Annotated in this window: 13 protein-coding genes; 8 read left to right on the forward strand and 5 right to left on the reverse strand. The window is 69.5% G+C overall.

What is annotated here, in order from left to right; genetic code table 11:
- Positions 1-663: an OmpA family protein gene (locus ABZ833_RS34870; protein ID WP_361055438.1), complete on the forward strand. Its 663-nt coding sequence runs from the start codon at positions 1-3 to the stop codon at positions 661-663.
- A gap of 598 nt (positions 664-1,261) precedes the next feature.
- Here ABZ833_RS34870 and ABZ833_RS34875 read toward each other — a convergent pair.
- Together ABZ833_RS34875 and ABZ833_RS34880 are read right to left on the reverse strand one after the other, a co-directional pair.
- Complete coding sequence (locus ABZ833_RS34875; protein ID WP_361055441.1) at positions 1,262-1,720, reverse strand: hypothetical protein; 459 nt, start codon at positions 1,718-1,720, stop codon at positions 1,262-1,264.
- Entirely contained in the window at positions 1,717-2,262 is a 546-nt protein-coding gene (locus ABZ833_RS34880; RefSeq protein ID WP_249588056.1) for a hypothetical protein, read from the reverse strand. Before ABZ833_RS34880 ends, ABZ833_RS34875 begins: the two co-directional genes overlap by 4 nt.
- 326 nt (positions 2,263-2,588) lie before the next feature.
- On the opposite strand from ABZ833_RS34880, the gene ABZ833_RS34885 reads away from it, so the two are divergent.
- Positions 2,589-3,350, forward strand: coding sequence for a class I SAM-dependent methyltransferase (locus tag ABZ833_RS34885; RefSeq protein ID WP_361055446.1), 762 nt, complete (start codon positions 2,589-2,591; stop codon positions 3,348-3,350).
- Positions 3,351-3,400: 50 nt separating this feature from the next.
- On the opposite strand, the gene ABZ833_RS34890 is transcribed toward ABZ833_RS34885, so the two are convergent.
- Positions 3,401-4,591: a winged helix DNA-binding domain-containing protein gene (locus ABZ833_RS34890; protein WP_361055449.1), complete on the reverse strand. Its 1,191-nt coding sequence runs from the start codon at positions 4,589-4,591 to the stop codon at positions 3,401-3,403.
- A 61-nt stretch (positions 4,592-4,652) separates the two neighbouring features.
- Here ABZ833_RS34890 and ABZ833_RS34895 point away from each other — a divergent pair, with 61 nt between their 5' ends.
- Positions 4,653-5,066: a helix-turn-helix domain-containing protein gene (locus ABZ833_RS34895; protein WP_361055452.1), complete on the forward strand. Its 414-nt coding sequence runs from the start codon at positions 4,653-4,655 to the stop codon at positions 5,064-5,066.
- A gap of 257 nt (positions 5,067-5,323) precedes the next feature.
- Here the strand turns inward: ABZ833_RS34895 and ABZ833_RS34900 are convergent, their stop codons facing one another.
- Positions 5,324-5,683, reverse strand: a complete 360-nt coding sequence (locus ABZ833_RS34900) for a DUF192 domain-containing protein (RefSeq protein WP_361055455.1) — start codon at positions 5,681-5,683, stop codon at positions 5,324-5,326.
- Between the two features lie 345 nt (positions 5,684-6,028).
- Here ABZ833_RS34900 and ABZ833_RS34905 point away from each other — a divergent pair, with 345 nt between their 5' ends.
- Entirely contained in the window at positions 6,029-6,532 is a 504-nt protein-coding gene (locus tag ABZ833_RS34905; RefSeq protein WP_361055458.1) for a hypothetical protein, read from the forward strand.
- Between the two features lie 15 nt (positions 6,533-6,547).
- On the opposite strand, the gene mgrA is transcribed toward ABZ833_RS34905, so the two are convergent.
- Positions 6,548-7,585, reverse strand: coding sequence for an L-glyceraldehyde 3-phosphate reductase (mgrA, locus tag ABZ833_RS34910; protein WP_249588050.1), 1,038 nt, complete (start codon positions 7,583-7,585; stop codon positions 6,548-6,550).
- A 129-nt stretch (positions 7,586-7,714) separates the two neighbouring features.
- Here mgrA and ABZ833_RS34915 point away from each other — a divergent pair, with 129 nt between their 5' ends.
- The 4 genes from ABZ833_RS34915 (at position 7,715) to ABZ833_RS34930 (ending at position 12,752) form a co-directional block, all read left to right on the forward strand.
- Positions 7,715-8,476 (forward strand): isoprenyl transferase, encoded by a 762-nt coding sequence (locus tag ABZ833_RS34915; protein ID WP_361055785.1) that lies wholly within the window; start codon positions 7,715-7,717, stop codon positions 8,474-8,476.
- A 318-nt stretch (positions 8,477-8,794) separates the two neighbouring features.
- Positions 8,795-10,117 (forward strand): PhoH family protein, encoded by a 1,323-nt coding sequence (locus ABZ833_RS34920; protein ID WP_361055461.1) that lies wholly within the window; start codon positions 8,795-8,797, stop codon positions 10,115-10,117.
- A 391-nt stretch (positions 10,118-10,508) separates the two neighbouring features.
- Positions 10,509-11,249 carry a lytic transglycosylase domain-containing protein gene (locus tag ABZ833_RS34925; protein ID WP_361055464.1) on the forward strand — a complete coding sequence of 247 codons (741 nt, stop codon included), beginning with the start codon at positions 10,509-10,511 and terminating at the stop codon, positions 11,247-11,249.
- 126 nt (positions 11,250-11,375) lie between these two features.
- Positions 11,376-12,752, forward strand: a complete 1,377-nt coding sequence (locus tag ABZ833_RS34930; protein WP_361055467.1) for an AI-2E family transporter — start codon at positions 11,376-11,378, stop codon at positions 12,750-12,752.
- Positions 12,753-12,826 lie beyond the last annotated feature (74 nt).

Here is a 12,826-nt window from a genome sequence, read left to right on the forward strand (position 1 = left end):
ATGGGCCACCCACGCTCCCGCACCCTCGCCACAGCCACGGCCACCCTCACGGCCCTGGTCCTCCTGACCGGCACCCCCGCCTTCGCCGACGACGAGGACCCCAGCGCACCTCCCGGCAGCACCACCTCCACCGCCCCCCAGGAAGTGGACTCCAACAGCCCCGGCCTGAAGCTGGCCGACGGGGCGACCCTGGCCCCCGCGAAGGTCCTGGACATCAAGTCGGTCGTCGAGGACCTCGGTGGTGAGGAGCGCCGCGAGGACACGAACACGGACGTGAAGTTCGCGCTGCAGGCGGAGGTGTTGTTCGCCAAGAACAGCCCCAAGCTGAACCCGGAGGCGAACGCGCGGATCAAGGCGATCGCCGAGGAGGCGAAGGCCCAACAGGCAACGAATGTCAGGGTGTTCGGCTTCACGGACAACCTCGGCTCGTACAGCCACGGCAAGAAGCTGTCCCGCGAACGCGCGGAGGCGGTGCACGACAAGATGGCGAGCTATCTGGGCCCCGAGGTCACGTACTCCGTACGCGGCTACAGCGAGGACTACCCGATCGCGGACAACGGCTCCGAAGAGGGCCGCAAGAAGAACCGCCGCGTCGAGGTGTCCTTCCCCCGGGGTTCCGGGGCGGACACGGGGACAGCCCCCTCCGGGAGCCAGGACGACTGACCTGCGGCCCTGGACGCCGGCCCCACCGGGCGTTGCCGGGCCGGTGTTGGAATCGGCGTCGTGCCCCGAGAGGGGAGGGGGTCCGGCACCTAATTTCGGGAAGGCGCGTTCCGCGAAGCGCGCGCCCCCCTTCTGCCAGAACACAACTTCGCGAAAGTAGGTGCCGCTGGGTGTGACTCTTCCTCGCACACCTTCTCCGTGACGGCCGCCCCGGAAGATCCGGTCGGCAGCCGCTTGACGAGACCCGCACCCACCCCCGAAGCGGTTGCGGACCGGGCGCCCGCCCTTCTCCCCGTAGGGGCCACCCGCAATGAGCCGGGCCGCACCCGGCAGCGAGAGCCCGACGGCCCGACGGGAGTGGTCGAGAGTCCCACCCCGTGGCCGCCCGGTCATATCGCTTCGCGCGGTGGAGGGCCGGGTGTCAAGGGTGGAGCGAAGCGGAATCGGCGCAGCCGACGCGTAGCGCAGCGGAGCGCCCTTGACTCCCGTCCCGGAACCGCCAACCTCGGGACAACCGGGCGGCCCCGGCAACCAACTCGACGCAGGCCCCCCGAAGCGCCCGGCGACAAGCACCAAGCCACAAGCACCAAGCACCAAGCTACTTCCCGCACTCCGCCAAGTAGCGGTCGAAGGCACGCTCCTTGGCCTTCCGCGCAACGGCATCCGTATACGCATCCGCCCGCAGGACCCCGGCCGCGAGCCGAGTGTCGTCCTCAAGGTTCTTCGTATCCGCGCACGCCACCACCACGATCCAATCGGCGTGCGTCCCCTTGTCCTTCGCGGTGCCGTACGTCGCCTCGGCGCCGGTGACCGGCTTGGACAGGTCGTACGACACCATCGACGAGGCCGACGGCAGACCCCCTTCCACCTGGGCCACCGTCTGGCCGACGAAAGAGGAGATCGGCACAGGGCCGGGCTCGTCGGAGCCGGAGCCGGAGTCGGAGTGGGTACCGCACCCGCTCAGCAGCATCACGCCCCCGGCGAACGCCGAGAGGGCCACGGCAACGGCCCCCGCCGTGGCGCGGCGGGGCATGGCTCGGTCAGAATAGGCGCTCACTTGACCTTGCAACTCACCTTCGCCGGAGCCGGGTTGAAGGCGTGCTTCCACCCACTCGTGCCGGCCTTGTAGTCGAGAGGCGTGGTGATGTGCTTCTCGATCTTGTACTTGTACCGGGTGCCGATCGGGTAGGCGACGAGGGAGTGCCCCTTCTTCACCGGCGAACTGCACGTCACGGCGACGGACTGGGTCTTGGCCTGGCTGATGTTCAGGCTGCCCGCGACGGCGCCGCGGCTGAGACCGAACCCCGCGTCGATGGTCCGCGTCGCCGACGCCGTCTTGTTGATCATGCACGTCATGCCCTTGGTCTGGGCCGTGCAGCGGGCGATCTCGTCCTTCTGGTTCGTGTAGTTGCTCTGCTTCGACTTGTTGATGAGCTTGCTGTACTTGCCGACCGCGGCCCTGGTCGACACGTCGGGCTTCGCGGTGGGCGAGGCTCCGTCGTTTGCGGGTGCGGCGTTCGCGTGGGCGGCGGTGGCCACCAGCGTGGCGGACAGGACGAGTACGGCTCCGGCGATGCGAGTCGTCGAGCTGAGGTGCATGCGTTCCCCCATGAATAATCTTGGTCGCCAAAGATCGTACTCGACGGTGCAGGGACTCTGACCTGCACGTTCGGGTCCCGTCAGGCGCCCGTCAGCCACCCGTCAGCCGAGGCGCCGCCGAGATGCCCGCGACCGGATCGCGCTGCTGCGCGCGGCAGGGGAACGTGACGATCGCGCCCGCACAGCCCCGGGTCCGGCGCCACCGGAGTCTCCTGCGGCTCCCGCACGGCGTTCGCTCGGTTCGCGAACGCGGTGATGGCCACCGGCCAGTCCCCACCGGAGTAATGGGCGTGAGCCGGGAGCCCGTGCGATGCGAAGATCGCTTCATGAGCAGCTTCACCTTCGATGAACTTGTGGCCGAAGCAGAGTCCGCCCCCACCGAAGGCTGGGACTTCTCCTGGTTCGAGGGGCGGGCCACGGAAGAGCGGCCCTCCTGGCGGTACGCCCACGCCATGGGCGAGCGGCTCGGGCGCGCCACCGCCTCCCTGGACATCCAGACCGGCGGCGGCGAAGTCCTCGCCTCCGCGCCCGCGCTGCCGCCGCTCGCCGTCGCCACGGAGGGGTGGCCGCCGAACGTGGCCAAGGCCACCGCCCTGCTGCATCCGCGCGGCGCGGCGGTCGTGGCCTCGCCCGAGGACGCGCCGCTGCCGTTCGCCGCGGAGGCGTTCGACCTGGTCACCAGCCGGCACCCGGTGAAGGCCCACTTCGACGAGATCGCGCGCGTGCTGCGTCCCGGCGGGACGTACTTCGCCCAGCACGTCGGCCCCGCCAGCGTCTTCGAGGTCGTCGAGTACTTCCTCGGGCCGCAGACCGAGGACGTACGCAACGGACGTCACCCCGACGGCGAGCGCGCCGAGGCGGAGGCGGCGGGCCTGGAGATCGTCGACCTGCGGGCCGAGCGCCTGCGGATCGAGTTCCGCGACATCGGGGCCGTCGTCCACTTCCTGCGGAAGGTCGTGTGGATGGTGCCGGACTTCTCGGTGGAGAAGTACCGGCCGCGGCTCCTTGAACTGCACGAGCAGATCCAGACCGAGGGCCCGTTCGTGGCCCACAGCACGAGGCATCTCTTCGACGCCAGGAAGCGCTAGCAAAAGCGCTAGCAAAAGCGCTACCAACGCGGAGGGGCGGTCCGGTGGGACTACGCGTGCGCCCCCACCGTCACCGGTCCCACCACCAGCTCCGCCCGCCCCTCAAGCACTTCCCCCACTCGCTCCGCCTGCCCCTCCAGCTCCCGCTCCTGCCCCGCGCTCAGCGAGCCGAGCGGCTCCACCGTCACGGTGATCCGCCGCCCGGAGCGCCGCTGGTGCCAGACCCCCGCCACGATCCCGTCGACCAGCAGCACGGGGAAGTTGCCCGCCTGGCCCCCGGCCAGCGCACGCTCGTAGGCCCGACCGGGAAAGAGCCGCTCGCGCGGGTGCGAGGCGATGACGTACGCGTCGAAGTAGGGGAGGAGCCGGACGCCCCGCACCGGTTCCGCCGGGAACTCCGTGTCGCCCGCCACCACCCACGACGACGGCACCCCCTCCATCTCCAGCGCCTCCATCTCCACCGCCTCGATCTCCCCGGCGGAAGCCAGCGAGGCGAACACTTCGCCCGCCCAACGAGCAGGCGCGGCAGCCCACTTGGCGAACTCGGCAGACGTCGCGGGCCCGTACGCGTAGAGGAAGCGCCGCACCAGACGCCCCGTCGCCACCTCGGCGGAGAGCGGCGGCTCGTCGGACCCGGCGGCCGACGGGCGCGTGTACGTCACCTTGCGGCCCCGGTTCGGCGCGAAGCACAGCACCCCGCGGTGGCCCGCCACATGCATGACCGAGCGCCAGCGCGGCCACATCCCCTGGAAGGCGGGCAGCACCAGGTCGCCCGCCCAGGGCCCGGTACGCGCCACCACCTCGTCGCTGAGCTCGTCGATGGTCAGACAGGCCCCGTCGAGCGCCTCGCCGATCGCGTCCACGATCTCGTCCGTCTGGGACGGCGTCAGCCGGTCGCCCGCCTTGAAGGGGCTCGGCCCGCCCGGGGCCGCGGACAACGCGCCTGTCCACATGGGCAGTTCGGATACGGGAAGGAAGTGGATCGTGCCGCGCGGCCCGTACGTCTTGACCAGGCTCGGCTCCTCGCCCCACAGCGCGTCGCGTACGTCGAGGCGGGTCGCCCCGTCCATCCGCAGCCCCACCGACAGCTCGGCGGCGGACATCACCTGGGCGTGCGCCGCCAGCATCGCGTCGACGACCTCGCCGGGGCCGGCCTCGCCCGGCTTCGCGGGATTCAGCAGGAACTGCCGCTCCATGCGCCGGGCGTTGGCGGCACTCCACGAAATAGCGGCGAGGGTCATCGGCGTTCCCCTTCAGTACTGTCGATCCAGTAAGTGGCTCTGCGCACCTGAGGAGTGGACCATGCCGAAGAGCGGCACGGAGGGTAATTCGGAGAGCGGCGGCGGGAGCGGCAAGGAGACCAAGACGCTGTACGCCTGTGGGCTCGACGCGGCCGTGGACGTCGTCGGCGGCAAGTGGAAGCCGATGATCCTCTGGGCGCTGTACGCGGGCGCGACGCTCCGCTTCGGCGAGCTCCGGCGCCACATCGCCGGAATCAGCGAGAAGGTGCTCATCCAGCAGCTCCGCGAGCTGGAGTCCGACGGCATCGTGCACCGCGAGGTGTACCGAGAGGTCCCGCCGAAGGTCGAGTACTCGCTGACCTCCCTCGGCCAGTCCCTGAACGAGGCGCTGATCCCGCTGGGCGTGTGGGGCGACGAGCACATGCAGCAGCTGGTGGCCAACCGCGAGTGCAAGAAGGACGGCAAAGCCGCCTGACGGGAACGGTGGCGTGACGGGAACGGTCGCCTCACGGGAAACGGTCGCGTGACGGGAAAGCGGGGCGGAGGGTTGCTCCGCGCGACGATCGTTAACCAAGTGATCCCGAAACAGGTCGCGTTGATTCCGCATCGTTATCGTGACCGGCTCGATTCAGCCGCGCACATCACGTAAGTTCAGACCAAGGCGAATTCGCGTGAGCAAAGCCACGTGTGCGGTGCCGCGCGGCGGAGGGGGCTGCGCGGCTCCGCGCGCCCTCATCTCCCGCCGGGGTCGGCGAAGGGGTCCGCGGACCGCACCTCGACCCGCGCACCCCGGCGCACGCCCCACAGGGCCATCGCCCCGGCCTCCGCCTCAAGGACGTGCCGGGCCCGCGCCCGGGGCCGCCCGATCCGCCCGGGACGCATCGTCCGCACGGACAGCACCCGCAGCTCCCGGTCCAGGTACGCCACGTCGATCGCGAACCGCATCCCCACCGTGTGCACACTGCTCGCCGGGGTCAGCAGCAGCGCCCCGGCGACCCCGTCCCGGCCGAGCAGCCCGCGCCGCCGCGCCCCGGCGGAGTCCGCGATCTCCAGGGGGAGGGTCCGGCCGGACGGGAGCAGAAGCGTCGCCATGCGAGCCGAAGCTAGCGGCCCGTGCGCCCGCCGCGTCAAGGGGGCGCCCAGGGCCCCGTCCCTCCAATGGGCTACCGCCACGCGGGGCCTGATTCTGTCGCCGCGGCCGAAATCCGGTGGGGGAACAGGGGCCCGGAGTCGTCGGCCGGTTTCGGAGAGTAGTTGTCGCACGCCGATGCGCGCAGCATCACTTACGAAGGGTTATGGTGGAAACCCCCCCTCGGGCCGGTCCGTCTCCCCCCCACGGACCGGCCCGATTTTTTGTGCCCGGACGCCGGGCCCCGCGCCGCCCGCGCCCCGCACCGCCCGGTCGGGGAGGCGGGACCTCCGGATATGGTCAGGGACATGTCGAACCAGTTCCCCCCGCCACATCAGAACCCGCAGGCGGGCCTGCCCAGTTACACGGGCCCCGCGCTGGACCCGTCGTATGTCTATGGGCCGGCCCAGCCGCAGAAGATGCCGGGCGGTGTCCGCGCCGCACAGGTGATCATCTGGGTGCTCTCCGGGATGTGCCTGATCGGCTCTGTCATCGGCGGCGCCATGTACGGGCCGCGGGCCGCAGGTGCGGTCCTCGGGGGCAACTTCCTCCTGATACCGCTGTGCGTTCTGGCTTTCCGCTATCACCTTCCCGGACACGGGAAGCGTGTGGCGTCGATCGTGCTCAGCAGCGTGCAGATCCTGGTGGGGTTCGGTGCCCTCGGCCGCGGCGGCGGGCCGGGCGCCCTCATCCTCGTCGGCTGCTCGATCGCGCTCGTGATCCTGCTCAGCCAAGGTGCCGCAGGCGCCTGGTTCAAGCGCCCGAGCACCCCCGGCCCCGCGCAGTGGCAGGGCCAGGGGTACACCGGCTGAGGCACCCCGCCGGAATCAGCCCCGCCCGGCCCAGATGTTGGTGCCGGGCGTGGAGACCGCGTACGTGTCGATCTCGGCGAGCTCCTCGTCCGTGAGCTTCGGCCCGGCCAGTGCCGCCACGTTCTCCTCCAGCTGCTTCACGCTGGAGGCGCCGATGAGCGCCGAGGTCATCCGCTCGTCGCGCAGGACCCAGTTGAGCGCCAGTTGCGCGAGCGACTGGTCGCGGCGGGCCGCGATGTCGTTCAGGCCATTGAGACGGCGCACGACCTCGTCGCTCAGGAGGTCGGGGTCGAGCGACTTGCCCTGCGTCGCGCGCGAGCCCTCCGGGATGCCCTTCAGGTACTTGTTCGTGAGCAGGCCCTGCGCCAGCGGCACGAACGAGATGCAGCCCATCCCCGCGGTCTCGAGGGTGTCCAGCAGGCCGTCGTCCTCGGTCCAGCGGTTGATCATCGAGTACGAGGGCTGGTGGATGAGGGCGGGGACGCCCATCTCCCGCAGCAGGCGCGCCGCTTCGGCGGTCTGCTCGCTGTTGTAGGAGGAGACGCCCACGTACAGCGCCTTGCCCTGCTGCACGGCGGACGCGAGCGCGCCCATCGTCTCCTCCAGCGGGGTGTCCGGGTCGAAGCGGTGCGAGTAGAAGATGTCGACGTAGTCCACACCCATGCGCTTGAGCGACGCGTCCAGGGACGACATCAGGTACTTGCGCGAACCCCACTCGCCGTACGGGCCGGGGTGCATGAGGTACCCCGCCTTGGTCGAAATGACCAATTCATCGCGGTACGGGGCGAAATCCTGGGCGAACAGCTTGCCGAAGTTGAGCTCGGCCGAACCGGCCGGTGGGCCGTAGTTGTTCGCCAGGTCGAAGTGAGTGACGCCCAGGTCGAAGGCGCGACGCAGGATCGCGCGCTGGCTCTCCAGGGACTTGTCGTCACCGAAGTTGTGCCACAGGCCGAGGGAGACGGCGGGCAGCTTCAGGCCGCTGCGGCCCGTGCGCCGGTACTCCATGGTGCTGTAACGGTCCGTTGCCGCTCGGTACAGAGACGTGTCGTTCATGGGTACGAAGCTACTTCAGGCCCGGATCTTGCGGTGTCGGCCGCGCATCACCCGAGGGCAAAGGCTCGCCCCCACAGCGGTAGGCTTTCGCCTTCGGGGACTGCCATCTGCATGGAGGGGCTGACAGAAGTGAACCTGCGCGACCTGGTGTACGGACTTTACGCACGCCGGGTGGAAGGCCGCCTCGACCACGACCAGGTGCCCAAGCACATCGGGGTCATCCTCGACGGCAACAGGCGCTGGGCAAAGGCGTCCGGCGGGACCACCGAACAGGGCCACCAGGCGGGTGCGTACAAGATCGAGGAGTTCCTCGGCTGGTGCGCCGAGACGGACGTCGAGGTCGTCACCCTCTGGATGCTGTCGACGGACAACTTCGACCGCCCGGAGCAGGAGCTCATCCCGCTCCTCGGCATCATCGAGGACACGGTCCGCAGCCTCGCCGCCGACGGCCGCTGGCGCGTGCACCACGTGGGCACGATGGACCTCCTTCCCGCCCGCACCCAGGCCGTCCTCAAGGAGGCCGAGCAGTCCACCCACGGGAACAAGGGAATACTGGTCAATGTGGCCGTCGGATACGGCGGCCGGCAGGAGATCGCCGACGCGGTCCGCTCGCTGATCCTGGACCACGCGGAGAAGGGCACGAGCCTGGAGGACGTCGCCGAGACCGTCGACGTCGACCTGATCTCCAAGCACCTCTACACACGCGGCCAGCCGGACCCGGACCTGGTGATCCGAACGAGTGGTGAGCAGCGTCTGTCCGGCTTCATGCTCTGGCAGTCGGCCCACTCCGAGTACTACTTCTGTGAAGTCTTCTGGCCGGCGTTCCGCAAGGTGGACTTCCTGCGTGCGCTGCGTGATTACGCGGCCCGTCACCGGCGTTACGGCGGCTGACACCCGCGCGTGCTCGTGTTGGTGAGGCACGAGTAACCCAGAGTTCACGGACGCGCCGTCATATGCCCTGGCATGGCTGCACGTGTTCGAGGGAATAAGCCTTGCAGGTCGACATCCGATTCACGGATGTCGTATCTCAGCGGGCGGCATGGGGCCGTCCGCCCGGGAGGCCCTTTGCACCAGGACGACCGTGCGGTGAGTACGGGCGAAGTGGAGGGCCGGAGCTCGGCCCGCGCACTGCGGCACGAGACCGGTCCGGACTTCTCCCGGCATCCTTCCCGTCGCTCCCCGACCTCATCCGAGGGGGTACGTCCTTCCGTGGTGACCAGCACAAAGCGCCGCATGCCCGACAGGCGCACCTATGTTCTCGACACCAGCGTTCTGCTCGCAGACCCGAACTCCATGTACCGCTTCGACGAGCACGAAGTCGTGCTGCCCGTCGTCGTGGTCACGGAGCTCGAGGCGAAGCGGCACCATCCCGAGCTCGGCTACTTCGCCCGGCAGGCCCTGCGCCTCCTGGACGACTGCCGGGTCCGGCACGGTCGCCTGGACGCGCCGATCCCGATCGGCGATCTGGGCGGCACGCTGCGCGTCGAGCTCAACCACTCCGATCCCGGCGTGCTTCCGGCCGGCTACCGGTTGGGGGACAACGACTCACGGATTCTCGCCGTAGCGCGCAACCTCCAGGCAGAGGGGTACGACGTCACCGTCGTCTCCAAGGATCTGCCCCTGAGGATCAAGGCGTCCTCGGTCGGCCTCCTCGCGGAGGAGTACCGCGCCGAGCTCGCCATCACGGACTCCGGCTGGACCGGAATGTCCGAACTGACCCTCTCCGGGGAACAGGTGGACCTCCTCTTCGAGGAAGACACGCTGTACGTCCCCGAGGCGGCCGACCTGCCCGTCCACACGGGCCTCACCATCCAGTCCGAGAAGGGCAAGGCCCTGGGCCGCGTCACGGCCGAGGGCAACGTCCGTCTCGTACGCGGCGATCGTGAGGCCTTCGGCATCAAGGGGAGGAGTGCGGAGCAGCGCATCGCGCTGGATCTGCTGCTCGATCCGGACATCGGCATCATGTCGATGGGCGGCCGGGCGGGCACCGGCAAGTCGGCCCTCGCGCTCTGCGCGGGACTTGAGGCCGTCCTGGAGCGGCGGCAGCACCAGAAGGTGATGGTCTTCCGGCCGCTGTACGCGGTGGGCGGGCAGGAGCTCGGCTATCTGCCCGGCACCGAGGCCGAGAAGATGGGCCCCTGGGCGCAGGCGGTCTTCGACACGCTCGGCTCGGTGGCGGGCAAGGCGGTCATCGAGGAGGTGACGGCGCGCGGCATGCTCGAAGTGCTCCCGCTCACCCATATCCGCGGGCGCTCGTTGCACGACGCGTTCGTGATCGTCGACGAGGCCCAATCCCTGGAGCGGAACGTTCTTCTGACCGTTCTGTCCAGGATCGGGGCGAACTCCCGTGTCATCCTCACTCATGACGTCGCCCAGCGCGACAACCTCCGAGTGGGGCGGTACGACGGGGTAGTTGCCGTGGTGGAGAAGCTGAAGGGCCATCCGCTGTTCGCCCATGTCACGCTCACCCGCTCCGAGCGTTCGCCGATCGCGGCGCTCGTGACCGAAATGCTGGAGGACGGATCGATCTGAGCCAGTTCACCCTGGTTACGCAGTAGTTGGCGCCGCCCGGCGAAGCGAAGGAGCCTAGCCGGGCGGCGTCATGGCGTTCGCCCTTTTCCGAAAAACTCCTGGGGCAAACGAGGTGTGAGCTTTCACACGGCACGGAGAATTGCCTTGCGACGTCCGGCTGGGGCAGAGTCTGGGTCCTGTCAGGCCCCGCATGCGACACACCTGTACCCCCAGCGGTACCGCAAACCGGAAACACCAGAACTTCATAGTGGCCGTCGCATGCCGCCCGAGCACCACGCGGCGCTCCCTTCCCGGGAGTTGCCCACCGGGCCCGTGCCTCCCGTGACCGAGAACCAAGCGGAGGCCAGCGTCCAGGGGCACGATTGCGTCCGCGAGGTCACCTATGCGGGCGATGCTGGAAGGAAACCGTGTGAGCCGGATTTCGGTCCGGGGATTCGCCGTGGCATCCGCCACCGCGGTCACCACTGTTGGCGCTGTCGTCGGTGTCGCCTCGGGCAGCACCCCGGGCGCCTCGAATGACAACGACTTCGAGGCGGCGGCAAGCGACGCGACTCTCCTCGCAGACATTCCCGCGGGCCAGCAGGCCCAGGTGCAGACCGCGTCCCTGACGCAGCAGGCCGACGCACAGGCCATGGCTGCCGACACGGCCGCGAAGAAGACTGCGGCAGAAGCGGCGCGCAAGCAGGCAGCCGAGGCGGCCATCGCGAAGCAGAAGGCCGCGGAGAAGGAGGAGGCCGCCGAGAAGGCGGCAGCCAAGAAGGAGCGCGAGGAGAAGGCTGAGGTCAAGGCCAGCCGTTCCTCCGCGCGCGACGCCTCCGACTTCGCCCCGCAGTCCTCGTACTCCGTCTCGCAGGTCCAGGCGATGGCACGGCAGATGGTCCCCGGTGACCAGTTCCAGTGCTTCAGCAACATCGTCAACCACGAGTCCACCTGGAACTACAAGGCCACCAACGCCTCTTCCGGCGCGTACGGCCTCGTCCAGGCGCTGCCCGGCTCCAAGATGTCCTCGGCCGGTTCCGACTGGCAGACGAACCCCGCCACGCAGATCAAGTGGGGTCTCGGCTACATGAACGACCGCTACGGAAGCCCGTGTGGTGCCTGGGACTTCTGGCAGGCGAACAACTGGTACTGAGCTGCGGTTCGCTCAACCTTTTCAAGGCCCCTCACCGTCCTTCGGTGGGGGGTCTTCGCCGTGTACGGTCAGTCCGACAACTTCCAGGGGGGAGTGGTGGGGAAAGACGGGGGAAGAGGACGGATCATGTCGCGAGTACCAGGGTGGATCGGCCGGCTCGGTGCCGGACTGTCTCAGATGGGCGAGCGGATGGGGCGCGACGACCCCGACTCCGGTCCTGACGACGACGGCGTGAAGGCGGCGCGGCGGTCGAGCGCCGACGAGGCCGCCGCTGCCGAGGGCGACGCGGCGGCCGTGGAGGCCGCGGCACCAGAGTCGGAGACCGTGGTGCCCGCGCCGCCCGCGTACGCGCCGGACATAACGGCCAGGCCCGACCCCGTCGCGGCGGTGCCGTGGGGGATGCGGGTCGCGGCCGAGGCCGGCTGGCGTCTCCTCGTGCTCGCGGGCACGCTCTGGGTGTTGATGAAGGTCATCAGCGCCGTGCAGCTCGTCGTCTTCGCCTTCGTCGCGGCGCTGCTCGTCACCGCGATGCTCCAGCCGACGGTGGTCCGGCTCAAGCGGCTCGGTCTTCCGAGGGGGCTCGCGACGGTCGTCACGGCCGTCCTCGGCTTCGTCGTCATCGGTCTGGTCGGCTGGTTCGTTGTCTGGCAGGTCATGGACAACGTGGACACGCTCTCAAGCCAGGTCCAGGACGGCATCGACGATCTGCGCAACTGGCTGCTCACCAGCCCGTTCCATGTGACCGAGGATCAGATCAACGACATCGCCAAGAGCCTGCGCGAGGCGGTCGGCGCGAACACGGAGGAGCTGACGTCGGCGGGGCTCGAAGGGGTCACCGTGATCGTGGAGGCCATGACCGGCATCCTGCTCGCGATGTTCTCGACGCTGTTCCTCCTCTACGACGGCAAGCGCATCTGGGAGTGGGTCCTGAAGCTGGTCCCGGCGCCCGCGCGGCCCGGCATCGCGGGAGCGGGGCCGCGGGCCTGGCGCACGCTGACGGCCTATGTGCGCGGCACGGTGATAGTGGCTCTGATCGACGCGATCTTCATCGGGCTCGGGATCTACTTCCTCGGGGTGCCGATGGCGGTGCCGCTGGCCGTGTTCATCTTCCTGTTCGCGTTCATCCCCCTGGTGGGCGCTGTCATCTCGGGCGCGCTCGCCGTGGTCGTGGGTCTGGTGACCCAGGGCGTCTTCACCGGTGTGATGACCCTGGTCGTGGTCCTCGCCGTGCAGCAGATCGAGGGGCACATCCTGCAGCCGTTCATCCTCGGGCGCGCGGTGCGGGTGCATCCCCTGGCCGTGGTGCTGTCCGTGGCCGCGGGCGGACTCGTCGCCGGGATCGGCGGGGCCGTCGTCGCCGTGCCGCTGGTCGCCGTCACCAACACCGTGGTGGGCTACTTGCGGGCGTACTCACGTGAGGCCGCCCTGAAGCAGTCGCCTCAGCCGCGGGGCGCCACCGCCCTGGACGTCGCACCGGTGGACCGCCCGCCCGCCGCCGACTGAAAGATCTCTGGATCTTGGCCTGACGGCCACCTCCGGTGGCTAGAGTCCGCGCGCATGAGACAGAGCCACGGACA

It is taken from the genome of Streptomyces sp. NPDC047525, from assembly GCF_040643025.1.
Classification (GTDB): Bacteria; Actinomycetota; Actinomycetes; order Streptomycetales; family Streptomycetaceae; genus Streptomyces; species Streptomyces durmitorensis.